General features: G+C 34.8%; 24 protein-coding genes and 1 riboswitch. Of the genes, 16 read left to right on the forward strand and 8 right to left on the reverse strand.

Annotated features, from left to right (window positions below):
- Nucleotides 1-51 precede the first annotated feature (51 nt).
- From FLACOL7796_RS02110 to FLACOL7796_RS02135, 6 genes are all read right to left on the reverse strand, one after another.
- Nucleotides 52-1,287, reverse strand: a complete 1,236-nt coding sequence (locus FLACOL7796_RS02110; RefSeq protein ID WP_173969188.1) for a metallophosphoesterase — start codon at nucleotides 1,285-1,287, stop codon at nucleotides 52-54.
- A 174-nt stretch (nucleotides 1,288-1,461) separates the two neighbouring features.
- Entirely contained in the window at nucleotides 1,462-1,650 is a 189-nt protein-coding gene (locus tag FLACOL7796_RS02115) for a hypothetical protein (RefSeq protein WP_065448131.1), read from the reverse strand.
- A 109-nt stretch (nucleotides 1,651-1,759) separates the two neighbouring features.
- Nucleotides 1,760-3,100 carry a sensor histidine kinase gene (locus tag FLACOL7796_RS02120; protein WP_232067270.1) on the reverse strand — a complete coding sequence of 447 codons (1,341 nt, stop codon included), beginning with the start codon at nucleotides 3,098-3,100 and terminating at the stop codon, nucleotides 1,760-1,762.
- An 11-nt stretch (nucleotides 3,101-3,111) separates the two neighbouring features.
- Nucleotides 3,112-3,786, reverse strand: a complete 675-nt coding sequence (locus tag FLACOL7796_RS02125; protein WP_173969189.1) for a response regulator transcription factor — start codon at nucleotides 3,784-3,786, stop codon at nucleotides 3,112-3,114.
- Nucleotides 3,787-3,975: 189 nt separating this feature from the next.
- Nucleotides 3,976-4,158, reverse strand: coding sequence for a hypothetical protein (locus tag FLACOL7796_RS02130; RefSeq protein ID WP_173969190.1), 183 nt, complete (start codon nucleotides 4,156-4,158; stop codon nucleotides 3,976-3,978).
- Nucleotides 4,159-4,209: 51 nt separating this feature from the next.
- Nucleotides 4,210-4,407 carry a hypothetical protein gene (locus FLACOL7796_RS02135; protein WP_173969191.1) on the reverse strand — a complete coding sequence of 66 codons (198 nt, stop codon included), beginning with the start codon at nucleotides 4,405-4,407 and terminating at the stop codon, nucleotides 4,210-4,212.
- Between the two features lie 328 nt (nucleotides 4,408-4,735).
- Here FLACOL7796_RS02135 and polA point away from each other — a divergent pair, with 328 nt between their 5' ends.
- Nucleotides 4,736-7,582 carry a DNA polymerase I gene (polA, locus tag FLACOL7796_RS02140; protein ID WP_173969192.1) on the forward strand — a complete coding sequence of 949 codons (2,847 nt, stop codon included), beginning with the start codon at nucleotides 4,736-4,738 and terminating at the stop codon, nucleotides 7,580-7,582.
- A 212-nt stretch (nucleotides 7,583-7,794) separates the two neighbouring features.
- Here polA and FLACOL7796_RS02145 read toward each other — a convergent pair whose 3' ends face one another.
- The gene (locus FLACOL7796_RS02145; protein WP_173969193.1) at nucleotides 7,795-8,820 is read right to left on the reverse strand and encodes a LacI family DNA-binding transcriptional regulator; all 1,026 of its coding nucleotides are present in this window, start codon (nucleotides 8,818-8,820) and stop codon (nucleotides 7,795-7,797) included.
- Between the two features lie 197 nt (nucleotides 8,821-9,017).
- On the opposite strand from FLACOL7796_RS02145, the gene FLACOL7796_RS02150 reads away from it, so the two are divergent.
- From FLACOL7796_RS02150 to tsf, 6 genes are all read left to right on the forward strand, one after another.
- Complete coding sequence (locus FLACOL7796_RS02150; RefSeq protein ID WP_173969194.1) at nucleotides 9,018-9,764, forward strand: ferritin-like domain-containing protein; 747 nt, start codon at nucleotides 9,018-9,020, stop codon at nucleotides 9,762-9,764.
- 26 nt (nucleotides 9,765-9,790) lie between these two features.
- The gene (locus tag FLACOL7796_RS02155; RefSeq protein ID WP_173969195.1) at nucleotides 9,791-10,603 is read left to right on the forward strand and encodes a ferritin-like domain-containing protein; all 813 of its coding nucleotides are present in this window, start codon (nucleotides 9,791-9,793) and stop codon (nucleotides 10,601-10,603) included.
- A 193-nt stretch (nucleotides 10,604-10,796) separates the two neighbouring features.
- Complete coding sequence (rplM, locus tag FLACOL7796_RS02160; protein ID WP_007808911.1) at nucleotides 10,797-11,252, forward strand: 50S ribosomal protein L13; 456 nt, start codon at nucleotides 10,797-10,799, stop codon at nucleotides 11,250-11,252.
- On the forward strand, nucleotides 11,252-11,638 hold the full coding sequence (rpsI, locus tag FLACOL7796_RS02165) for a 30S ribosomal protein S9 (RefSeq protein WP_099710716.1): 387 nt from the start codon (nucleotides 11,252-11,254) through the stop codon (nucleotides 11,636-11,638). Before rplM ends, rpsI begins: the two co-directional genes overlap by 1 nt.
- A gap of 176 nt (nucleotides 11,639-11,814) precedes the next feature.
- Nucleotides 11,815-12,606, forward strand: a complete 792-nt coding sequence (gene rpsB / locus FLACOL7796_RS02170; RefSeq protein WP_083693453.1) for a 30S ribosomal protein S2 — start codon at nucleotides 11,815-11,817, stop codon at nucleotides 12,604-12,606.
- A 136-nt stretch (nucleotides 12,607-12,742) separates the two neighbouring features.
- Nucleotides 12,743-13,705 (forward strand): translation elongation factor Ts, encoded by a 963-nt coding sequence (gene tsf / locus FLACOL7796_RS02175; RefSeq protein WP_173969196.1) that lies wholly within the window; start codon nucleotides 12,743-12,745, stop codon nucleotides 13,703-13,705.
- Nucleotides 13,706-13,919: 214 nt separating this feature from the next.
- On the opposite strand, the gene FLACOL7796_RS02180 is transcribed toward tsf, so the two are convergent.
- Entirely contained in the window at nucleotides 13,920-16,037 is a 2,118-nt protein-coding gene (locus FLACOL7796_RS02180; RefSeq protein ID WP_173969197.1) for a M3 family metallopeptidase, read from the reverse strand.
- Nucleotides 16,038-16,218: 181 nt separating this feature from the next.
- Here FLACOL7796_RS02180 and FLACOL7796_RS02185 point away from each other — a divergent pair, with 181 nt between their 5' ends.
- From FLACOL7796_RS02185 to FLACOL7796_RS02225, 9 genes are all read left to right on the forward strand, one after another.
- Nucleotides 16,219-16,899 carry a queuosine precursor transporter gene (locus FLACOL7796_RS02185; protein ID WP_173969239.1) on the forward strand — a complete coding sequence of 227 codons (681 nt, stop codon included), beginning with the start codon at nucleotides 16,219-16,221 and terminating at the stop codon, nucleotides 16,897-16,899.
- Nucleotides 16,896-17,537, forward strand: coding sequence for a hypothetical protein (locus FLACOL7796_RS02190; protein WP_173969198.1), 642 nt, complete (start codon nucleotides 16,896-16,898; stop codon nucleotides 17,535-17,537). The genes FLACOL7796_RS02185 and FLACOL7796_RS02190 overlap by 4 nt, the downstream gene beginning before the upstream one ends.
- A complete protein-coding gene (locus FLACOL7796_RS02195; protein ID WP_173969199.1) occupies nucleotides 17,537-18,109 on the forward strand; it encodes a DNA-3-methyladenine glycosylase I in 573 nt (190 codons plus the stop codon). The genes FLACOL7796_RS02190 and FLACOL7796_RS02195 overlap by 1 nt, the downstream gene beginning before the upstream one ends.
- Nucleotides 18,110-18,194: 85 nt before the next feature.
- Nucleotides 18,195-18,292: riboswitch (TPP riboswitch) on the forward strand.
- 86 nt (nucleotides 18,293-18,378) lie between these two features.
- Nucleotides 18,379-18,585, forward strand: coding sequence for a sulfur carrier protein ThiS (gene thiS / locus FLACOL7796_RS02200; protein ID WP_173969200.1), 207 nt, complete (start codon nucleotides 18,379-18,381; stop codon nucleotides 18,583-18,585).
- 304 nt (nucleotides 18,586-18,889) lie between these two features.
- Entirely contained in the window at nucleotides 18,890-20,713 is a 1,824-nt protein-coding gene (gene thiC / locus FLACOL7796_RS02205; RefSeq protein ID WP_173969201.1) for a phosphomethylpyrimidine synthase ThiC, read from the forward strand.
- Nucleotides 20,714-20,748: 35 nt separating this feature from the next.
- Nucleotides 20,749-21,339: a thiamine phosphate synthase gene (locus FLACOL7796_RS02210; RefSeq protein ID WP_173969202.1), complete on the forward strand. Its 591-nt coding sequence runs from the start codon at nucleotides 20,749-20,751 to the stop codon at nucleotides 21,337-21,339.
- Nucleotides 21,306-22,061, forward strand: coding sequence for a hydroxymethylpyrimidine/phosphomethylpyrimidine kinase (locus FLACOL7796_RS02215; protein WP_173969203.1), 756 nt, complete (start codon nucleotides 21,306-21,308; stop codon nucleotides 22,059-22,061). Before FLACOL7796_RS02210 ends, FLACOL7796_RS02215 begins: the two co-directional genes overlap by 34 nt.
- Nucleotides 22,051-22,689, forward strand: coding sequence for a thiamine phosphate synthase (locus tag FLACOL7796_RS02220; RefSeq protein WP_173969204.1), 639 nt, complete (start codon nucleotides 22,051-22,053; stop codon nucleotides 22,687-22,689). The genes FLACOL7796_RS02215 and FLACOL7796_RS02220 overlap by 11 nt, the downstream gene beginning before the upstream one ends.
- Nucleotides 22,670-23,446 (forward strand): thiazole synthase, encoded by a 777-nt coding sequence (locus FLACOL7796_RS02225; protein WP_317168312.1) that lies wholly within the window; start codon nucleotides 22,670-22,672, stop codon nucleotides 23,444-23,446. The genes FLACOL7796_RS02220 and FLACOL7796_RS02225 overlap by 20 nt, the downstream gene beginning before the upstream one ends.
- Nucleotides 23,447-23,492 lie beyond the last annotated feature (46 nt).

Raw genomic sequence — 23,492 nt, forward strand, 5'->3', positions numbered from 1 at the left:
TTATTCTGTTAAAAAGAGATAATTATATACAAATGTAGCATTTTTAACGAATTAAGCCACATTGTTCCCTTTTTTTAGTTCAATCACTGTTATTTCAGGCATTATACCTACTCGCCCCGGATAAGCGTGAAAACCAAATCCGCGATTTACATAAACGTATCGGCCAACATTTTCGTATAATCCTGCCCATTGTTTATAAATGTACTGCGCCAGACTCCACTTAAAATATCCCGGAATTTCAATTCCAAACTGCATTCCATGTGTATGACCTGCTAAAGTCAAATGAAAGTTTTTAGGATGATTTTTAATCTCATACTCCCAATGACTCGGATCATGACTCATTAAGACTTTAAAATCGTCCTGATGCACATTTTGAGAGGCTTTATTTAAATCTCCGGCCTTTTTAAAATTGTGCCCCCAATTCTCTACTCCAATCAGCGCGATTTTATCATCGCCTTTTTGAATGTAAGTATGCTCATTTAACAAAAGCTCAAAACCTATTTGTCCGTAAAGATTTTTAATTTCTTTGAAGTTTTCGTCTTTTTCTTTTTCAGAAGGCCACGTTACATATTCGCCGTAATCATGATTTCCTAAAACTGAAAACTTCCCGTATTTATAATCTTTTATTCTATTAAAAGTCTCCAACCACGGATGCATTTCTTTAGCATGAGTATTTACAATATCTCCGGTAAATAAAATCATATCTGCCTCTTGCTCATTAATCAAATCAATGGCATAATTTATTTTGTCCGGATTATCAAAACTTCCGCTATGAACGTCTGAAATCTGAGTAATTTTAAACCCATCAAAAGCGTCCGGTAAATCAGGAAAATAAATCGTCTGCCTGAAAACTTTAAAATTATATTTACCTTCAAAAATTCCGTAAATCAGCGATAAAAAAGGAACAGCAGCCAAACCTAATGCTATCTGACTCACAAATTTTCGCCTGTTTGGCATCATCTCAGAACGCGGCGTGTTATACATGAAATAATTCAGGATACTTGCTCCTATTCTAAAAATATCTTCTCCAAACATCACAAGTGTCAAAACTATTTTTGGCACATAAACCAATAACATCAACCCCATTGTAAACATGGTTTGCTTGGTTTGCCCAACAGAACGATCAAATTGCGTAAAAGAGTAAATGATAAAAATTAAAAGCAGTAAACTTATAATTTGATAACTCACCAAAACCCATCTCAATTTCACTAAGGTACGAAAGGCTTGATAAGAATAGAACTCAATAAATAAAAAAAGAGCACATAGAATTATAAAACGAATGATCATTATTTATAGTTTTAAGCAAAGTAACAAAGAATGAAATTTCAAATGGTTTTTATTATCAAAAATTTAACTCAATAAGAACAAAAAGCTGATAGATTTCTCTACCAGCTTTTTCTCTACCAAATTTTTTAAAACCTTTATAATCCACAACACGGTTTACATCAAACCTGTATTGTTTTATTTTTTAGCTTCTGGTTTAGCTGCTTCTGCTTTAACTTCAGCTTTTTTAGCTTTTTTGTCTGCTTTTTTCTCTTTTTTAGGAGCTTTTGCTTCTTTTGCCGGAGTTGTTTGTGCTGGAGTTGTTTGAGCGCTTACCATTGCAGTTGTTCCTAAAACAGCTACTGCTAACATTACTAATTTTTTCATGATTGAAGTGTTTATGATTATTATTATTATTTTCATTTATTATACCTCAAAGATATATACGCTAAATGAAGACAAAATGAAGATTGCACTACTTTGAAAAAATTAACGTTTAATTGTGTTTTATGATTTCAGGAAACAGCAATACAAAGGTTGTACCTTCATCAGGAGCCGAAGAAACCTTTATCTCGATATGATGAAAAGAGGCAATACTATCAGCAATAGCAAGCCCTAATCCCTGCCCTTCCTGATCTGAACTAATTCTGGCAAACCTGCTGAATATTTTTTCGATTTGAGAAGCATTCATCCCAATTCCGGAATCTGCTATCGAAATAAAATAACGTTCCTCTACAAAACCATCTGTAACTATAATACTTCCGTTCGGTTTATTGTACTTTATTGCGTTCGTTACCAGGTTATAAATCAAAATATGAATAAGGGTTTTATTTCCTGTAAAGGAAAAATCATGCTCCATTTTATTTAAAAACTGAATTTCTCTATCATCAATTCGATCTTGCAAATCTTCCTGAAGATCTGTAACAATCTCATGAAAATTTACCTCTTCATTTGCTTCGTACTGATTGTTTTCGATTCTGGAAATCAGCAATAAATTATTGATGATTTTTTTTAGCATATCAAGAGTTCGCAATGAACCCGCAATTTTATCAAAAGCATTATCATCTAAAGAATCATTTTGAAGCAAATTCTCGAACTTGTTTTTAAGCAACGCAATAGGCGTTAACAATTCATGCGAAACATTTGATATAAACTGTTTTTCTTTTTTAAAAAGTTCCGCAATACGATCCATCATCTGATTTAAAACAAAATCAAGTTCCCTAAAATCTCTCGATCTTGCTTTTATGGGTGTATGATCAAAAGCTTCAGGCTCGTTGACACGCCTTATTTTCGTATCAATAATTTTGTAGAAAGGTTTTAGTAAATATTCAATATAAAAAGTATCTGCCAAAAAAGTAATCAGCAAAATAACCACAAAGACAATTATAATAAAGAACCTGATAATAAATGTAAGATCCTTTACTTCACCAAGACTACTTCCTATTTCGAGTTGATATCCCTGATTATCGTATGTAAAATGATATTGAAGAATGCGATACTCATTTTCTTCTCCTTCTATAATACGGTATTCATTGGTAAAAACAGCTTTCTTTTGATTTGCTTTTTTTACAGAAGATTTAGAAAGTACCAAAAACTCACTATGTAGTGTAGAAAATTGCGAGTAGGTTTCAGTCGAATCGTCTTCATTTTCTATAAAATCATCAATTTCATTTCGATCCAAATGCTGTATGAACTTTTGTTTCTTCTCCAGCAATCCATTATTAATATGTCGGTAAACAACATTTTCAACCAGAATGGGCAACATTAGCCATAAAACCAAAATCACTAACAATCTGGTTAGCGCATTAAAAATAGCCAATTGATGCTTTATCTTCACAATGTTTTTATTTACTCATTAATACGATAACCAACGTTTCTAACGGTTTCAAACCAATCTATTGCGGTATGTTTGTCTAGTTTTTTTCGAAGATTTCGAACATGAACATCAATAAAATTAGAATCTGAATTTACTTCGAGAATATCGCCCCAAATATGTTCGGTTAATTGTAATCTGGTAATTACGCGATTTTTGTTCAGCACTAAATACTGAAAAATATCAAATTCCTTTTTGGTAAGACTGATCGGAATATTATCGTAACTCACTTTATAATCCTGAAGCTGCAACAAAAAACCATGAATACTCAAACTGTTCACGGTAAAACCATGAATTCTTCGAATTACAGCAAATAATCTCGCACTAAGTTCTGTTAGCGCAAAAGGTTTCGTCAAATAATCATCGGCTCCCAAATGCAGTCCATTTATTCTGTCGTCTAGCTCTCCTCTGGCCGTAAGCACAATAACCGCAATTTTTGATTTTGTTTTTCGAACTGTTTGCAAAACCTCAAATCCATCTCCGTCAGGCAAGCCAAGATCAAGAAGCATCGCATCATAATCGTTACTATTTACCTCTTCAAGAGCATCGCTGCAATTATGAGCAATCTTGCAAACGTAACCTACGTTGCACAAAAAATCATAAACCTCTACGGCAAGTTCTTTATTATCTTCAACAATTAGAATATTCATAATACAGCGTTTAAGCGCAACTAAATTTAAGCAATTCTAAAAAAAATATTGCGCAATATTAAAAAAATTAACGAATCAAAAAAAGCTGATAAATTTCTTTATCAGCTTTCGCCATCTGCATTCTCATAATCATTACTTCTGTTTTGCCTCCTTTACAATTCTTCGAAAGCAAAACGAAAACAATTTCTATTATTTTACTTTAGCTGCCTCTGCTTTTGGAACTTCTGTTTTTGCTTTTTTATCAGCTTTATTTTTGTGGTGTTTTGTTGCTTTAACTTCTTTTGCAGGCGCTGCCGGAGCTGGAGTTGTTTGAGCACTTACCATTGCAGTTGTTCCTAAAACTGTTACTAATAACATCAATAATTTTTTCATGATTTCTAAATTTTTAAATTAATTAACCTTTTGTTTTATAATAACCTTTTCTTATTTTTTTACTTTAGCAGTCTCTACTTTAGCAGCTTCGCTTTTTTCTGATTTTACTTTTTTATCAGATTTGGTTTTTGGATGTTTTGTTGCTTTAACTTCTTTTGCAGGAGTTGCTTTAACATCTTTTGCAGGAAACGCACTAACCATTACACTTGTGCCTAAAACTGCCACTAATAACATCAATAAATTTCTCATGATTTCTATTATTTAAAAAATTAATTCCTTTTATTTTATAGATCAAATGTACCCCTGTAATATGAAGACAAAATGAAGAAATTCCTGATCATAACTATTTTAACTTGACATTAACTATTGGTGCTTTTTTCACCATATAAGTAATATAAGTTCATTTAATTTTATCAATGAAATTTTAGACGCACTGCTGTGCGTCTCTACAATGCAGTGCGTCTCTAGAGAATGCGTACTGCTAAAATGAACTTATATTACTTATATGGTAAAAAATTTCTTTTTTGATTAATTTTTGAAACCCAATTGTTTATTTTTACAGACTAATATTTTTTTTATGTCAACTCAAAAACGTCTTTTTCTTCTCGATGCTTATGCACTAATTTTTCGTGGTTATTATGCCTTTATAAAAAATCCGCGAATTAATTCAAAAGGAATGGATACATCAGCGATCATGGGATTCATGAATTCGCTTTTAGATGTTATTAAACGTGAAAAACCAGACCATTTGGCTGTAGCTTTTGATAAAGGCGGAAGCCAATTACGTAACGAAATATTCCCTGAATATAAAGCAAATCGCGACGTTACGCCCGAAGCGATTAAAATTGCCGTACCTTATATATGTGAGCTTTTAAAAGCCATGCACATTCCTATTATTCAGGTTGAAGGTTTTGAAGCCGATGATTTGATTGGAACAATTGCCAAACAAGCCGAAAAAGAGAACTATAAAGTTTTTATGGTAACTCCTGATAAGGATTTTGCACAATTAGTATCAGAGAATATCTTCATGTACAAACCAGCCCGTATGGGTAATGGTATTGAAATTTGGGGTGTTCCTGAAGTTTTAGCCAAATTTGAAATCGAAAGACCGGAACAGGTAATTGACTTTCTGGGTATGATGGGTGATGCTGCCGATAATATTCCTGGACTTCCCGGAGTTGGAGAAGTAACAGCCAAGAAACTTTTGAAAGAATTTGGAACAATGGAAAATCTTTTAGCGAATACAGATAAGCTGAAAGGAAAAATGAAAGAGAATATCGAAGCTAACAAAGAGAAAGGATTACTTTCTAAAACATTAGCCACAATATTATTAGATTGCCCGGTAACTTTTAATGAAGATGATTACGAGTTAACCCGTCCTGATATCGAAAAAACTGACGCTATTTTTCAGGAATTGGAATTTAGAAGAATGGCAGAACAATTTGATAATTTATTCAAAGTGGGTGGCGGAAATGAACTTGCAAATACATCACAGTCAGCAGACCCTAAATTATATAAAAAACCACAACCTAAAAACGAGGATCAATTTGATCTTTTTGGAGGCGGTGCCACTACAGATGAAAACACTGAAGAAAGAACTTCATTTTACAATACTTTAGAAAATACACCTCACTCCTATCAGGCTATTGAAGGCGATTTAGGAATTAAATTACTAATTCAAAATTTACAAAAACAGACTGCTGTTTGTTTTGATACTGAAACTACTGGTTTAGATGCTTTGCATGCTGAATTGGTAGGAATGTCTTTTGCTTACGAAAAAGGAAAAGCATTTTACGTTCCGTTTCCGGAAAGTCAGGAAGAAGCTCAGATTTTAGTAGATAAATTTAAACCATTTTTTGAGAATGAAAACATCGAAAAAATTGGTCAGAATTTAAAATACGATCTCAAAATCCTTTCGAATTATGGCGTTGCTGTAAAAGGAAAACTTTTTGATACGATGATAGCGCATTATTTGATTAATCCGGATATGCGTCATAATATGGATATTTTAGCCGAAACGTATTTAAAATATTCTCCAAAATCAATTGAAACTTTAATTGGCAAAAAAGGTAAAAACCAAATCACAATGCGTGACGTAGCTCTTGAAGACATCAAGGAATATGCTGCTGAAGATGCCGATATTACATTACAATTAAAAGAGCTTTTTACTACTGAATTAGACAAAACTGAAACTAAAAAGTTATTTGACGAAATCGAAATTCCGTTAGTAAGCGTTTTAGCCGACATGGAAACAGAAGGAATTCGGTTAGATGTTGAGTTTTTAAGTGTAATGTCTAAAGAAATGGACATTGAGATTAAATCTCTCGAAGAAAAAATATATGAGACTGCCGGTGAGAAATTTAATCTTGCCTCTCCAAAACAATTAGGAGATATTTTATTTGATAAAATGAAAATTGGCGGAGCTAAACAAAAGAAAACCAAAACTGGTCAATATGCGACTGGCGAAGAAGTTTTAACGTATTTGGCGAACGACAATCCAATTGTAAAACAAATTCTGGATTGGCGTCAGATGGTAAAACTTCAAAGTACTTATATTTTGGCTTTACCGGAACAAGTAGACAAAAAAACTTTGCGTGTTCATACTGATTATATGCAAACTGTTGCTGCAACAGGACGTTTGAGTTCTAATAATCCGAACTTACAAAATATCCCGATTCGTACTGAAAGAGGCCGCCAGATTCGTAAAGCTTTTGTCGCTCGCGATGAAAACCATACTTTAATCTCTGCCGATTACTCGCAAATAGAATTAAGAATTATTGCCGCTTTAAGTGGTGAAGAAAATATGATTGCCGCTTTCCAGAACGGAGAAGACATTCACAAAGCTACTGCTGCAAAAGTATTCGATGTACCGTTAGACGAAGTTTCACGCGAACAAAGAAGCAATGCCAAAACGGTAAACTTTGGTATTATATATGGTGTTTCTGCTTTTGGGTTAAGTAATCAAACTTCATTATCCCGTAGCGAAAGTGCTGCCTTGATCGAAGCGTATTACAAAACATACCCAAGATTACGTTCCTATATTAATGAACAAATAGAGTTTGCACGCGAAAAAGGTTACGTACAAACTATTCTTGGTCGTCGTAGATATTTAAAAGACATTAATTCTGCAAATGCTGTAGTTCGTAGCGCCGCAGAAAGAAATGCCGTAAACGCACCAATTCAGGGAAGCGCTGCCGATGTTATTAAAATCGCGATGATCAACATTCATAAAAAATTAAAAGAAGAAAACTGGAAATCTAAAATGTTACTTCAGGTACATGATGAGCTTGTGTTCGATGTTCACAATGATGAACTAGAAAAAATTCAACCAATGATTAAACACGAAATGGAAAATGCATTTATGATGAGCGTTCCTTTAGATGTTGAACTTGGTTTAGGTAAAGATTGGTTAGAAGCGCATTAATTTATTTTAGATTTTTGATTGTAGATTTTAGATTTCTACCCAATCTTGTCATTTCGACGAAGGAGAAATCTTCGCAAGGTAACTCCGCAATGAGAATCCAATCTTTGTCGAGCTTCTCACGAAGATTTCTCCTTCGTCGAAATGACAAAAAATGCACAAACAAAAAAAAGACTATCCTTTCGGATAGTCTTTTTTTATACACATATTGTGTTTTATTTTTTTCTAGTCGATTCTCTTTCTTTCAACTTCGTCTTAATAACGATAGTTTCGTAATCAGAAGTTTCTTCTTCAGACTCTTCTAAACGTTTAATCAATTGCTTAGCGGCAACTTCTCCAATTTCGATTCCGTGTTGACTTACGGTTGTTAAACTTGGTGATAAACGTCTTGAAGCTAAAATTCCATCGGCAAAACCAATGATCGAAATATCTTCAGGAACTTTATATCCTTTTTTCAAACTCACACGTAATGCAGCAACTGAATCATTTTCATCCAAAGCAAAAATAGCGTCGATTTTGTTATCGAAAATAGCATCAATTTTAGCTTTCATATCATCCTCAGAATCGGTACGTAGAATAATTTTTTCGTTTACCGGAATATTATTATCAGCCAAAGCTTTTAAATATCCATCTGCTCTTAATTTTCCAACACTTAAATTATCAACCGAAGAAATTAAGGCGATATTTTTACATCCTAAATTAATCAAATGCTGCGTTGAATTTAAAGCCGAATCGAAATCATCAACTACCACTTTATCACATTCTACTTCATCAGCAATACGATCAAACATCACGATTGGAGTTCCGTCGTTTATAATTGCAGAGAAATGAGTATAGTCCTGTAATTTTTGAGCCTCTTCAGAAACAGACAAAATGAATCCGTCAATTGTTCCGTTACTCAACATTTCAAGCGTATGAATTTCTTTCTCTAAAGATTCGTTCGAAATACATGTAATTACGTTATATCCTTTTTTATCGGCTACTTTTTCGATACCACTAAACACCTTAGCAAAAAAGGAGTTTAATATATTAGGTATAATTACACCAATTGTTTTCGTTTTACGGTTCTTTAAATTTAAACCAATAACATTCGGCTTATAATTTTTGAGTTTGGCATACTCCTTAATCTTCACCTTCGTTTGCTCACTAATCTCCGGACTGTCATTTAACGCCTTAGAAACTGTAGAAACAGAAACACCTAATTCTTTCGCAATTTGTTTTAGAGTTGCTTTAGCTTTCATTTAAAAATAATTTTTATGTAATTAATACAAATATAGTAGAATTACCTAAAATAAAACAAAAAACACCTACCAGTATTTGAATTTGTAAGGTCTTTTTAAAATAATTTTAAAATAGTGCCATTTTTCAAAACCGCCTCTCTTAAAATTACGTTAATAACTTAATACATGTTATTAACCTTTTTTAAAAAACCTAGATTATGAAAAACGAAGTTAAAATTCATGAAGTTGATCCTTCATTGAATAACAGAAGGAGCTTCTTAAAGCTCAGTGGCTTAGCACTAGCAGGCGCAGGTCTTGTAATAGCTGGCTGCAGCGACAATGATCATGATAACGATATGGAAGACACATCATTACCAGGTGTAAAAAATGGTGTTTTTGATTTAGGCTCTGGAGATTTTGGAGTATTAACTTATGCGTATGCTCTTGAACAACTAGAAGCCGACTTTTATACTAAAGTTGTAAACTCTACAAGTTTTAATACTACATTTAATGATATTGAACGTCAGGTTCTAACTGATTTGTATCATCACGAAGTAATTCACAGAGATTTTTTCAAAGCTGCTTTATCCGGGGCACTACCAAATCCAAGTGCGCAATTACTTCCTACTTTAGCTTTTAATTATGGTTCTTTAAATTTCAACAGCCGTACTGAAGTTCTTGCTACAGCAAAAGCTTTAGAAGATACAGGAGTTGCTGCTTATAATGGAGCCGGAAAACTAATTAAAAGCGCCGACTATTTACTATTAGCAGGAAAAATTGTTTCGGTAGAAGCCCGACATGCATCCGCTATTAGAAGTTTGATCAATCCTAATTCTAAGGATTTTGCTGGTGATGATATTATAAGTACATCAACTGGTTTGGATGTTGCTAAAGATCCTTCTAAAATTTTACCAATTGCCGGAGGTTTCATTACTACAAAATTTACTGCCAAATATTTACCTTAATCTTAACTAGCTAAAACTTAGAAATTATGAATATTTTAAAATTTATAGAAACATTTACTGATGACAGCTTAATGAGAAGCACTGGCTCTAGAAGAGATAGTTTTAATCAGTTTGGAAACATAGGAAAAACTTTGGCATATGCATCAATCCCATTTGGATTATCTGCTATGGCTAATAAAGCATTAGCAAAAGATATTACTGCAACACCGGCTACACCTATCGGAGCTTTGCAATTTGCATTGACCTTAGAATACCTGGAAAACGAATTTTATGCTATGGCATTAGATTCAGGAGTAATTCCTGCATCAGAAAATGGCGGGCGGGATTTAAAAGTTTTTCAGCAAATAGCAGCACATGAGTCAAGTCATGTTAAATTTTTAATTGCAGGATTAGGAGGACCGGGAGGCGCAAACTTCGTTGCTAAACCTACTTTTGATTTTACCGTTGGCGGAGCTTTTGATCCGTTTGGCAACTATCAAACCTTTTTAGCATTGGCACAAGCTTTTGAAGACACAGGAGTAAGAGCATACAAAGGTCAGGCAGGAAATTTAATTTCTACACCGGACTTATTGACTGCTGCACTACAAATTCATTCTGTAGAAGCGCGTCATGCCTCTGAAGTACGAAGACTACGCGGATTAAAAGGATGGATTACAAATGACGAAAGAGGCGCAGGAATGCCATCTGCAACACAAGCAGTTTATGCTGGCGAAGGAGTAACTGTTCAGGCAGGATTCAACACTGCCGCAGCATTTGGAGCTGCCGCAGGATCAGAAGCTTACGACGAGCCACTTAACACACAACAAGTTGTTGATATTGCCAATTTATTCATTGTTTAGCAAAAACAATTCTAAATATTGAACCACCTTCGCGTTATTGTGAAGGTGTTTTTTTTTTATTGTTTTAAATACAAAACTGACACGCTGATTTTCAGCATATAAAATATTCTTTTAAGGTATTTGGTTTTAAAATAATTAATTGTACTTTTGCATCCCATTTATTGGGGATGGAATGTTTAATTAAAATAATATTATGGACGCATTAAGCTACAAGACAATTTCAGCTAGCAAAGCCACTGTAACTAAAGAGTGGATTGTTGTTGATGCAGAGGGTCATAACTTAGGTCGTCTTGCTTCAAAGGTTGCAATGATCTTAAGAGGTAAGTACAAGCCAAGTTACACACCACACGTTGACTGTGGAGATAACGTAATTGTTATCAACTCAGAAAAAATTAACCTTACAGGTACAAAAATGAATGACAAAATTTACATGCGTCATACAGGTTACCCAGGAGGACAAAGAACTTTAACTGCTAAAGTATTGCAATCTAAAAACCCTGCATTATTAGTAGAAAAAGCTGTAAAAGGAATGTTACCTAAAAATAAATTAGGTGCTGAACTTTTTAGAAATCTAAATGTTGTTGTAGGATCTGAGCACAAACAAGGAGCTCAAAAACCTAGAACTGTTAACCTAAACGATCTTAAGTAATGGGAGTTATTCACAAAATCGGTAGAAGAAAAACCGCTGTTGCACGTGTATATGTTTCTGAAGGAACAGGAAAAATCACTGTAAACAAAAAAGAATTCGCAACTTACTTTCCAACTGCAACTTTACAATACAAAGTTTTACAACCATTGTCTATGACAGAAAATGTAAACAACTTTGATGTAAAAGTAAACGTTTACGGAGGTGGTTCAACTGGTCAGGCAGAAGCTGTAAGAATGGCATTAGCACGTGTTATGTGTGAAGTAAATGCTGAAAACAGAGGTATCCTTAAACCAGAAGGTTTATTAACAAGAGATCCAAGAATGGTTGAACGTAAGAAATTCGGTCAGAAGAAAGCTCGTAAGAGATTCCAATTCTCTAAACGTTAATATTACCTGTCTTGTTCAATTAGGACAAGACATGATCAATTATTTATTGAAATTAAAAAACACAGTTGTTGTTGCTCTCCTATCGAGGTAGGAAATAGTTTAGCATCTAAATGTATAAAGCCTGGGAAACCGCCATTTATACATTGCTAATCAACAGAACGTAAACTAGTACAAAAATGGCAAACAAAATAGAAGTAAAAGACTTACTAGAAGCAGGTGTTCACTTTGGACACATGACTAGAAAATGGGACCCAAACATGGCCCCTTACATTTATATGGAGCGTAATGGTATTCACATTATCAATCTATATAAAACTGCAGCTAAAATTGAAGAAGCTAACGAAGCTTTGAAAAAAATCGCTGCATCAGGTAGAAAAATCTTATTCGTAGCTACCAAAAAACAAGCAAAAGACATCGTTGCTGAAAAAGCAAAAGCTGCAAACATGCCTTACATCACTGAAAGATGGCCTGGTGGAATGCTAACTAACTTTGTAACTATCAGAAAGGCAGTTAAAAAAATGTCTTCTATTGATAAAATGAAGAAAGATGGTACTTTCATGACGTTATCTAAAAAAGAGCGTTTGCAAGTTGATCGTCTACGTGCGAAACTAGAGAAAAACTTAGGTTCAATTGCTGACATGTCTAGACTACCAGCTGCATTGTTCGTAGTAGATATCAAAGCTGAACATATCGCAATAAAAGAAGCACAAAAATTAAACATTCCAGTTTTCGCAATGGTTGATACGAATTCTGACCCAAGAGAGGTTGATTACGTTATTCCTGCAAATGATGATGCTTCTAAATCAATTGACAAAATTTTATCTTTAGTTACTGCTGCTGTAATCGACGGTCTTTCTGACAGAGGTTCTGACAAAGAAACTGAAGCTACAACAGAAGAAGCTACTGCTGCTCCTGCTGTAGAAGCTGCGCCAGCTGTTGAAGCTGCTGCTCCTGCAACTGAAGAATAAATCAAATTTAAATTCCAAATTTTAAATTCTAAAATCCAAACACAAATTAAAAACGTTATGTTGATAATTTAATAAAATTGGAGTTTAGAATTTAAAAGATGGAATTTTTACTTTTAACATTAAAATTCAAAATATTATGGCAACAATTACTGCTGCAGACGTAAATAAATTAAGACAATCTACAGGTGCCGGAATGATGGACTGTAAAAAAGCTTTAGTTGAGGCTGACGGAGATTTCGATAAAGCTATACAAGTCCTTAGAGAAAAAGGACAAAAAGTTGCTGCTAACCGTTCTGACCGTGAGTCTTCTGAAGGAGCTGCTGTTTCTTTTATCAATGCTGACAATACTAAAGGAGCTATCATCACTTTAAACTGCGAAACTGATTTCGTAGGTAAAAATGAGGCTTTCGTAACTTTAGCTAAAGAATTAGTAGAAAAAGCTATTAACTTCTCTTCTAAAGAAGAATTTTTAGCTTCAGATTTCAACGGAATTACTGTTGCTGAAAAATTAATCGAGCAAACTGGAGTTATCGGAGAAAAAATCGAAATCGGTGGTTTCGAAATTTTAGAAGGTGCTTTCGTTGGATCTTATGTTCACGTTAACAAAATTGCTGCATTAACTGCAATTTCTGCTGCAATTCCTAACGCTGACGTTTTAACTAAAGATGTTTCTATGCAAGTAGCTTCTATGGGAGCTGATACATTATCTTACAAAGATTTTGATCCTGCTTTTGTTGAATCTGAACTTGCTGCTCGTATTGCTGTAATCGAAAAAGATAATGAAGAAGCTAAACGTTTAGGAAAAACTTTAAAAAATGTTCCTAAATATATTTCTTTCTCTCAATTGACTGAAGAAGTTTTAAAACAAGCTGAAGAAGATGCTAAAGCTGAATTAAAAGCTGAAGGTAAACCAGAGCAAATTTGGGACAAAATTATCCCAGGAAAAGTGCAACGTTTTATCTCTGACAACACTACTTTAGATCAAGAGAAAGCTTTGTTAGATCAAAACTTTATCAAAGATGATAGTAAAAAAGTTGGTGATTACGTTAAAGGATTCAACGTTGAAATCACAGGTTTCAAAAGAGTTACTTTAGGTTAATATATTATTTCAATATAAAAAGCCCTGAATATTTATTTATTCAGGGCTTTTTTTTGCTTTAATAGTTTTCAAAAGAGCTTTGTCAAAGTTTAAAACTTTGACAAAGCTTCTAGTAAATCAGCTATTTAAAATATGTAAAAAAATCAATCCTAAACCTAACAAAAAAATCCCTGCATAAAATAATATGCAGGGATTTCATTAAAAATTTAATCTCTTATTTTTTATCCTTAATCGGAAAATTTCTTGCACGCATTAAAGCATCAGATTTAGGAGCTCTGCCTCTAAAGTTTTCATAAGCTTTCTCCTGATCGATAGTGTTTCCTACGCTAAAAACATTATCATAAAGACGTTTTGCGACATCTTTATCATAAGGGCCTTTTCCTTCTGTAAAAGCTTCCCAAGCATCTGCATTGATAACATCAGCCCATAAATAGCTATAATATCCGGCAGCATAACCATCACCAGAGAAAATATGGCCGAATTGAGGAATTCTATGACGCATAACAATTTCTGACGGCATACGAAGCGCCTCTAATGTCTCTTTTTCGAATTTATGAGGATCAATAGGCGAAGTCGTTAAATGTAGCTTCATATCGATCAAAGAACTAGAAATTGTTTCTACAGTAGAGAAACCTTCACCAAAATTAGACGCTTTTTCGATTCTGTCTACTAATGATTGTGGCAATGGTTGATTTGTTTTATAATTTAAAGCAAATTTATTCAATACCTCAGGAGTAGCCAACCAGTGCTCTAATAATTGAGACGGGAACTCTACATAATCTCTTGCAACAGATGTTCCTGCAAGACTTGGATACGTTACATTAGAACATAATCCGTGAAGCGCGTGCCCAAATTCATGAAAAAGAGTTGTTGCATCTTCCCAAGAAATTAAAACCGGCTCGTTTCCTGTTCCTTTTATAAAATTACAGTTATTAGATACAATGGTCAAAACCTCACCATCCATTCTTTGCTGATCACGATATGCATTCATCCATGCACCAGAACGTTTTCCTGCACGTGCATAAGGATCAAAATACCATAATCCAACAACTTTACCGGTTAACTTGTTGCTTACTTCCCAAACGCGTACATCTGGATGGTAAACCGGAACGTCTTTAATTTGTTTGAAACTTAAATTGAATAATTCTCCCGCAACCCAAAACATACCTTCACGTAAGTTTTCTAATTGCAAATAAGGTTTCACCTCATTTTGATCTAAATCGTATTTTGCTTTTCTAACTTTTTCAGCATAATAACGGTAATCCCAAGGCTGAATTTTAAATTTACCACCTTCGGCATCAACAATCTTTTGCATTTCGGCAACATCCTGATGTACTTTTTCTACAGCTGGCTCCCAAACGGACATCATTAAATCTATTGTTTTCTTAGGATCTTTTGCCATTTTGTTAGACAAACTCCAATCAGCAAAAGTAGGGAAACCTAACAATTTTGCTTTTTGAGTACGCAATTGCAAGATAGAAACTAATGTAGCGTTGTTATCATTTGCATTACCATTATCACCACGCTTAACAAAAATGTCAAATGCTTTTTCTCTTAAATCTCTACGAGTTGAGAAAGTTAAAAATGGTTCAATAGACGAACGTGTATTTGCAACACAACCCAGAACATCTAATTTTCTACTTTTTGCTTCAGCAATTGCAGCATTTTTTACTTCAGCCGGTAAACCATCAAAATCACTTTCGGTTTTTAAAGCTACATATTGATTGTGCTCTTCTGCCAATAAATTTTGACTGAATTTAGTAAAAAGACTCGCCAGTTCCTGATTAATCTTAGCTACTTTTTCTTTGTCCTGCACACTTAATTTAGCTCCTTCACGAACAAAATCAGTATAGTACAACCAAATCAAACGTTGTTGCTCACTAGTAAGTTTTTTGCTTTCTTTTGAGTTGTACAAAGTCTCTATTCTGGTAAATAATTTTTTATTTTGTAAAACTTTGTCATTAAAAGCAGAAAGTTTAGGAGACATTTCTGTTTCGACAGCGTCAAATTCCGGAGTACTTAAAGTAGAACCATAAATTCCGTAAACGGTATAAATTCTGGATATTGTTTTTCCTGAACGCTCTAAAGCAGCAATTGTATTATCAAAAGTTGGTGCTTTCGGATTATTTGCAATAGCATCAACCTCGTTTAGTTTTTCCTGAATCGCAAATTCAAGTGCTGGTTTAAAATCTGAAACCTTGTACTCATTAAAAGCAGGAACTCCACCATAAGGACCTGTCCATTTTTTCAACAATGGATTATCAGAATTGTTTTGCGCAGTGGCCGTAAATAAAGTTGTCCCCATGAGAAAAATTGTAATTAATTTCTTCATTATCATTAATTTGATTTAAAATAAAATAAAACATGTTATTGTTTCAAATGTAACTAAAAATCAGCATTCAAAATAAAATTTTAACTTTCACATTTACCTCACACCCTATTTAATTTAATAATTATCCATTCTCAATTATAAAAGAAATAGTTTAAATTTGGCACATCATTTACCACATCACATGTTTAAAACCCGAAAAGAAATTGTTTTTGTCGTTCTGGCAGGAATTTTCATAACGAATGCCGTTGTCGCTGAACTAATTGGAGGAAAATTAATTCAGATTGGACCATTTGTTATGAGTATTGGTATTTTGCCCTGGCCTGTCGTTTTTTTAACTACAGATTTAATCAATGAATATTTTGGCGAAAAAGGAGTAAAAAAACTATCTTTTATTACCGCTTGTCTAATCGCTTATGCTTTTCTAATACTATTTATGGCAATTGTAATTCCGGCTGCAAAAGGAATTAGCCCCGTAAACGACGAGCAATTTCTAGCTGTTTTTGGGCAAAGTATGTGGATAATTGTAGGTAGCTTAATCGCCTTTATGGCATCTCAATTAATTGATGTTTGGATTTTCTGGTTCTTTAAAAGACGAACCGGAGAAAGAAAAATTTGGCTTAGAACTACCGGATCAACTGTAGTTTCGCAACTATTTGATTCCTTTATTGTACTCGGAATTGCCTTTTGGTTACCCGGAAAAATCAATTTCGACACCTTTCTTTCCTCTGCTTTAATTGGCTACACATTCAAATTAACGATAGCTATTTTATTGACTCCGCTGATTTATGTTGGACATCATTTAATTAAAAAATATCTTGACGAAGAGAAATCTGCAGAGAAAAAAGAAGATACTATCGAATGAAAAATCAAAATCTAATTGTACTAGTTTTCGTTTTCTGTCTTCTTATTAGTTGTAATAAAAATGATCGCGAAAAAATATTACAATCAACCACAAGCATTTCCGATAAAATAAAAGACATTTCAAAAAGTACAGCCGAAACCATAACAGCGGTTACAGATTCGATTACAAAAACATTTGTGCCAAAGAAAATAAAAAACAACAAAGCCATTACAGAAGAAGCAAGCATTGTAAAAGACAGTATTGAAATAGAAAATCCGAATAACGAAAAACTCAAAGGTTTTAGCTATTTTAGAAAATTACTTTTGACTTGTAAAACTGGAGAAACATTAACCCAAAAAGAATTAATCGAAGATCATAACATCCCGAAAGAAGGCGTGAAATTAATAAAAAGCATTACTAAAACTGCCGAAGACGAAATTGCCATTAAATGGAAATCGACCTGGTTTGTCGAAAAAATTTCGGATGCTAAATTTACAGATGCGCGAATGAAGATAAAATTCGAAGCCAACAAAATGTACACCTCGGGAAAAGCAATCGGAATAAAATACAACAAAAAGATTTACAACGATTTAATTATCATCGGGAACTCAGCCTATATTCCTTCTGTAAAAGGGTATCACTGGAAAATTGGAAAATAATGGAAAATACAGATCTAATACGATGCGGTTGGTGTTCTGCCAGCGATTTATACAAAAAATACCATGACGAAGAATGGGGTAAACCCGTTTACGACGATGAGTCATTATTCGAGTTCTTAATTCTCGAAACTTTTCAGGCAGGATTAAGCTGGATCACGATTCTAAACAAAAGAGAAAATTTCAGAACAGCTTTTGATCATTTTGATTATAAAAAAATAGCCCAGTATCCCGAAGAAAAAATCGAAGCATTACTTCAGGACACCGGAATTATTCGCAACAAATTAAAAATCCGTTCAGCAGTTACAAACGCTCAGGCCTTCATGAAAATTCAGGAAAAATTTGGCAGTTTCTCTACGTATATCTGGAAATTCACCAACGGAAAACCCATCAACAACAATCCCAAAACATTAAAAGACGTTCCCGCCACTACTCCACTTTCAGACGAAATCAGTAAAGATTTAAAAAAAAGAGGCTTTAAATTCGTAGGCTCAACCGTAATTTACGCGCACATGCAAGCCACCGGAATGGTCAACGATCATATCGAAGATTGCTTTACCCGAAAGGAAAAATAGTTTGCAGTCACAGTCGCAGTTTTCAGTTTTTTTGAACCTGAAACTTGAAACCTGAAACTTTTAAACAAAAATTACATATATTTGCTTCACACTTTAGGGGTGTCTACAACTTTGTAGGCTGAGATTTTACCCTCTGAACCTGATCTAGTTCATACTAGCGTAGGGAAAAGTAAGATGACTTCTGCGCGCATTTCTATGCGCAATTGTAGCCATTCCTAAGGTATAGATTCACCCGAGTGAATCTTAGATAAACCAAAAAAAACAAAGGAATGGAACTAAAAATCAATCAACAAACAAAACATTTCAATGCTGAATCGCTAAGCGTTCAATCATTGCTCGATCTCGAAATTCCGCACAAACAAAACGGAATCGCCGTTGCCATCAACAACACCGTTGTTCCAAAAACGAACTGGAACCAACATCTCGTACACGAAACCGACGAAATCTTAATTATTTCAGCAACACAAGGAGGATAATACGGCTGCCTAAACGGGCTATCCGTTTCAAGTCCGCAGTCGTCAACCCAAAAAATATAGTCTTAGCAAAGCTTCCGTTGGTCGCTTTCCTAATCCTTATTTTTTTACGGTTTTCTCCTTTACGGGCTTTTCACTTCTATCCCTGGCAGAAAAAAACAAACTCCAAAAAATAAATTCCAAATTCCAAATTCCAATTAAAAAAAACACACAGAAGAACACCTGAAAAAGACGTACTGCTGTGCGTCTCTACAATTGACAGTTACATTTTTACATCTCACATTTTACAACATACATCTCACAAGCTATGACTACAGAAGAACAAATCTCCAGAACCCCTTTTCCTAATTCCAAGAAAGTTTATGTAAAAGGCGAAATTCACCCAATAGAAGTAGCCATGCGCGAAGTAGTACTTAGCGACACCAAACTTTCTAATGGCGGAATCGAGAAAAATCCATCCGTAACAGTTTACGACACTTCAGGACCATACACCGATCCTAATATCGAAATTGACATTCGCAAAGGATTACCAAGATTAAGAGAAGAATGGATTTTAATCCGAAATGATGTCGAAATTCTAAACGAAATCACATCAGATTACGGACAAACCCGATTAAAAGATGAAACCCTAAATCATCTTCGTTTCGAATATTTACATCAGCCAAAACGTGCCAAAAAAGGCGCCAACGTAACACAATTATACTACGCAAAACAAGGTATAATAACTCCGGAAATGGAATATATTGCCATCCGTGAAAATCAGCGTATCGAATTGCTAAACGAACAAACCAAAGCGATGCGATGCCAGCACGACGGACATAGTTTTGGAGCCAACACGCCAAAAAGTAAAATCACGCCCGAATTTGTTCGTAGCGAAGTAGCTTGCGGAAGAGCCATTATCCCTAACAACATCAACCATCCCGAAAGCGAACCCATGATAGTGGGGCGTAATTTCCTTGTAAAAATCAACGCCAATATTGGGAACAGTGCTGTAACATCGAGCATCGAAGAAGAAGTAGAGAAAGCTGTTTGGGCTTGCCGCTGGGGAGCTGACACGATTATGGATTTATCGACAGGAAAAAATATTCACGAAACCAGAGAATGGATTATTCGTAATTCACCGGTTCCAATTGGTACCGTTCCAATTTATCAGGCTTTAGAAAAAGTAAAAGGAATCGCCGAAGATTTAACCTGGGAAGTTTTCCGCGATACTTTGATCGAACAGGCAGAACAAGGTGTTTCGTATTTCACCATTCACGCCGGAGTTTTATTGCGTTATATTCATTTAACCGCAGATCGCGTTACCGGAATCGTTTCTCGTGGCGGATCGATCATGGCAAAATGGTGTTTATTCCATCATAAAGAAAACTTTTTATACACGCATTTCGAAGAAATCTGCGAAATCATGAAACAATATGATGTAGCCTTTTCTTTAGGAGATGGTCTACGTCCGGGTTCGATTGCAGATGCTAACGACGCAGCTCAATTTGCCGAATTGGAAACTCTTGGAGAACTAACCAAAATTGCATGGAAACATGATGTACAGGTTTTTATAGAAGGTCCGGGTCACGTGCCTATGCACATGATCAAAGAAAACATGGACAAACAATTAGAACATTGTCATGAAGCACCTTTCTATACTTTAGGGCCATTAACGACTGATATTGCACCAGGTTACGATCATATTACATCGGCAATTGGAGCCGCTATGATTGGTTGGTACGGTTGCGCTATGTTGTGTTATGTAACACCAAAAGAACACCTTGGTTTACCCAATAAAAAAGACGTAAAAGATGGTGTTATCACCTATAAAATTTCTGCCCATGCCGCAGATTTAGCCAAAGGTCATCCGGGAGCACAATATCGCGACAATGCGTTAAGTAAAGCCCGTTTTGAATTCCGTTGGGAAGATCAGTTTAATTTATCATTAGATCCAGATACCGCAAGAGAATTTCATGATGAAACCCTTCCTGCTGATGGCGCAAAAGTGGCGCATTTCTGTTCAATGTGCGGACCAAAATTCTGCTCTATGAAAATCTCTCAGGAAATACGCGATGTCGCTGCTGCCGAAAAAGGAATGCAGGAGAAATCAGAAGAGTTTATCGAGCAAGGAAAAGAGATTTATATTTAAGAAGAGGTTAGAAAATAGAGTAAAGAAGAAAGACTATGATCGTAATTACCAATCCTTCTGCAATTGCAAACGAAATCAGTAGTATAGATTCCTTGTTTAAGGAAGGATTGTCTTTGCTTCATATCAGGAAACCCAATTTTTCTGCGATCGAAATGGTTGAGTTTATTCATCAGATAAAACCCGAATATCGGGATCGTTTGGTAGTACATAAACATCACGATTTAGCCGAAGATTTCGGGATTAAAAGAATTCATTTTTCCGAAAAGAACAGAGAAAATAGTTTTTCAATTCGTTCGAATCAAAAGATATTTTCAACATCGACGCACTCTATTGAGGATTTTAATTCCTTAGAAAATGATTTTGATTATGCTTTTTTAAGTCCTGTTTTCACAAGTATTTCTAAAGAAGATTATCATCCAAAAACAAACCTTTTTAAAGCTTTACAGTCAAGAACAAACCACAATACAAAAGTCATTGCTTTAGGCGGAATCGACTCTAAAAACATTCAAAAAGCACTTGAAAACGGTTTTGATGATGTAGCTCTTTTAGGAAGTATCTGGAATAACGAAAACCCAATAAAACAATTTAAATTATGTCAACAAATCGCCCTTTCGTACTCAGTATAGCAGGTTTTGACCCAACTGGCGGTGCAGGTGTTTTGGCTGATGTCAAAACATTTGAGCAACATCAGGTTACCGGATTTGCGATTACGACCGCGAATACCATCCAGACCGAAAATGAGTTTTTTGACATTGAATGGACAAACTTGAATTTTGTAATTCGATCGATCGAAACCTTGTTTAAAAACTATAATATTCAATCTGTAAAAATTGGAATAATTCCTTCGTTAGATTATTTAAACCAAATTTTTTCGACGATAAAAACCTTATCTCCAGCAACAAAAATTATTTGGGATCCGGTTTTAAAATCGACTACAAAATTTGAATTTATGAAGATGAAAGATCAATCCGACTTAAATCAGGTTTTATCTAAAATAGATTTGATTACACCTAATTACAACGAAATGGAGGTTTTGTTTCCGAGATTTATTTCAGAGAAACTTTGGTTACAAAATCAAATTCCAACTTCTGTTTTACTAAAAGGCGGACATAATCCTTTTGAAACAGGAACAGATCGTTTATTTTTTAAAAATGAAATTATTGATTTGCTTCCGTCCAAAGAAAAATGTTTTGAAAAACACGGTTCCGGCTGTGTATTATCATCTGCAATTACAGCAAATTTAGCTTTGAATTTTCCCCTAATCGAAGCGTGTAAGAATGCTAAAACCTACATCGAAAAATACCTGAGTTCAACTTCAAATTTAATCGGATATCACTATGTACCATAAATTGCAATACATCTCACAAGGAAATACAATCGAAGAACAATTGTACAATATTCATCAGGCATTAGACGCTGGTTGCGATTGGGTACAAATGCGATTTAAAAATCAAACCGCAAAAGACACTTTTGCATTGGCGGAAGCCGTAAAATTTTTATGCGAAGAATATCTCGCCAACTTTATTGTAAACGACAATCTTTATCTCGCACAACAAATTGCTGCCGACGGCGTGCATTTAGGACTCACAGACATGAAAATAGAGGAAGCCAGAGCCATTTTAGGCAGTACCAAAATCATTGGAGGAACTGCCAATACGTTTGAAGACATCGAAAATCACGTGAAAAATGGTTGTGATTATATTGGTTTAGGGCCATTTAGATTCACCAGTACAAAAGAGAAATTAAGTCCCATTTTAGGTTTATCAGGGTATTTTGATATTCTTGAAAAAATGAAAAAAAACAAAATAGAAATCCCGGTGTATGCCATTGGAGGAATCGATTTAAAAGATATAAGTCCGTTAATGGAAACAAGAATTCATGGCATTGCAGTTTCAGGAATGATTACAAACAGCGATCAAAAGAAAAAATTAATTCAACAATTAAACGAAAAGTTATATGCAAACGTCATTGTTTAAAATTGGAGACAAAACCTTAACCTCCCGCCTATTTTTAGGCACGGGTAAATTTGGTTCGAACCTTGAAATGGAAGAAGCTATTTTAGCCTCAGAAAGTGAGTTAGTAACTGTTGCCCTAAAACGCATTGATTTAGAGACAGAAACGGATGCTATATTATCACACTTACAACATCCTAATATTCATTTATTACCGAATACTTCGGGCGCAAGAAATGCCAAAGAAGCCGTTTTTGCAGCACAATTAGCGAGAGAAGCTTTAGAAACAAACTGGCTGAAACTAGAAATTCATCCGGATCCTAAATACTTAATGCCGGATCCTATTGAAACCTTAAAAGCAACAGAAGAACTGGCCAAACTTGGTTTCTTTGTTCTGCCTTATATTCACGCTGATCCTGTTTTATGCAAACATTTAGAGAATGCAGGAACTTCGGCTGTTATGCCTTTAGGTTCGCCAATTGGAAGCAATAAAGGTCTTAAAACAATCGATTTCCTCGAAATTATAATCGAACAAAGCAATGTTCCCGTAATTGTAGACGCCGGAATTGGCGCACCATCTGACGCTGCAAAAGCAATGGAAATTGGTGCCGATGCTGTTTTGGTAAACACAGCAATTGCCGTAGCCGGAAATCCGAAATTAATGGCGGAGGCTTTTAAGGAAGCTGTTATTGCTGGCCGAAAAGCTTTTGAAGCGCGTATTCCGAATCAGCATAATTATGCTGTGGCTTCTAGTCCTTTGACATCATTTCTTTACGAATAATTTAACCGCAAAGTTCGCAAGGTTTTTTCGCAAAGTTCGCTAAGCT

Source organism: Flavobacterium bizetiae, assembly GCF_902804475.1.
Taxonomy (GTDB): Bacteria; Bacteroidota; Bacteroidia; order Flavobacteriales; family Flavobacteriaceae; genus Flavobacterium; species Flavobacterium bizetiae.

Coding starts and splice junctions, on each gene's coding strand:
- FLACOL7796_RS02110 (WP_173969188.1), bottom strand. CDS start 1,287: ATGATCATTCGTTTTATAATTCTATGTGCTCTTTTTTTATTTATTGAG.
- FLACOL7796_RS02115 (WP_065448131.1), bottom strand. CDS start 1,650: ATGAAAAAATTAGTAATGTTAGCAGTAGCTGTTTTAGGAACAACTGCA.
- FLACOL7796_RS02125 (WP_173969189.1), bottom strand. CDS start 3,786: ATGAATATTCTAATTGTTGAAGATAATAAAGAACTTGCCGTAGAGGTT.
- FLACOL7796_RS02130 (WP_173969190.1), bottom strand. CDS start 4,158: ATGAAAAAATTATTGATGTTATTAGTAACAGTTTTAGGAACAACTGCA.
- FLACOL7796_RS02135 (WP_173969191.1), bottom strand. CDS start 4,407: ATGAGAAATTTATTGATGTTATTAGTGGCAGTTTTAGGCACAAGTGTA.
- polA (WP_173969192.1), top strand. CDS start 4,736: ATGTCAACTCAAAAACGTCTTTTTCTTCTCGATGCTTATGCACTAATT.
- FLACOL7796_RS02145 (WP_173969193.1), bottom strand. CDS start 8,820: ATGAAAGCTAAAGCAACTCTAAAACAAATTGCGAAAGAATTAGGTGTT.
- FLACOL7796_RS02150 (WP_173969194.1), top strand. CDS start 9,018: ATGAAAAACGAAGTTAAAATTCATGAAGTTGATCCTTCATTGAATAAC.
- FLACOL7796_RS02155 (WP_173969195.1), top strand. CDS start 9,791: ATGAATATTTTAAAATTTATAGAAACATTTACTGATGACAGCTTAATG.
- rplM (WP_007808911.1), top strand. CDS start 10,797: ATGGACGCATTAAGCTACAAGACAATTTCAGCTAGCAAAGCCACTGTA.
- rpsI (WP_099710716.1), top strand. CDS start 11,252: ATGGGAGTTATTCACAAAATCGGTAGAAGAAAAACCGCTGTTGCACGT.
- rpsB (WP_083693453.1), top strand. CDS start 11,815: ATGGCAAACAAAATAGAAGTAAAAGACTTACTAGAAGCAGGTGTTCAC.
- tsf (WP_173969196.1), top strand. CDS start 12,743: ATGGCAACAATTACTGCTGCAGACGTAAATAAATTAAGACAATCTACA.
- FLACOL7796_RS02180 (WP_173969197.1), bottom strand. CDS start 16,037: ATGAAGAAATTAATTACAATTTTTCTCATGGGGACAACTTTATTTACG.
- FLACOL7796_RS02185 (WP_173969239.1), top strand. CDS start 16,219: ATGTTTAAAACCCGAAAAGAAATTGTTTTTGTCGTTCTGGCAGGAATT.
- FLACOL7796_RS02190 (WP_173969198.1), top strand. CDS start 16,896: ATGAAAAATCAAAATCTAATTGTACTAGTTTTCGTTTTCTGTCTTCTT.
- FLACOL7796_RS02195 (WP_173969199.1), top strand. CDS start 17,537: ATGGAAAATACAGATCTAATACGATGCGGTTGGTGTTCTGCCAGCGAT.
- thiS (WP_173969200.1), top strand. CDS start 18,379: ATGGAACTAAAAATCAATCAACAAACAAAACATTTCAATGCTGAATCG.
- thiC (WP_173969201.1), top strand. CDS start 18,890: ATGACTACAGAAGAACAAATCTCCAGAACCCCTTTTCCTAATTCCAAG.
- FLACOL7796_RS02210 (WP_173969202.1), top strand. CDS start 20,749: ATGATCGTAATTACCAATCCTTCTGCAATTGCAAACGAAATCAGTAGT.
- FLACOL7796_RS02215 (WP_173969203.1), top strand. CDS start 21,306: ATGTCAACAAATCGCCCTTTCGTACTCAGTATAGCAGGTTTTGACCCA.
- FLACOL7796_RS02220 (WP_173969204.1), top strand. CDS start 22,051: ATGTACCATAAATTGCAATACATCTCACAAGGAAATACAATCGAAGAA.
- FLACOL7796_RS02225 (WP_317168312.1), top strand. CDS start 22,670: ATGCAAACGTCATTGTTTAAAATTGGAGACAAAACCTTAACCTCCCGC.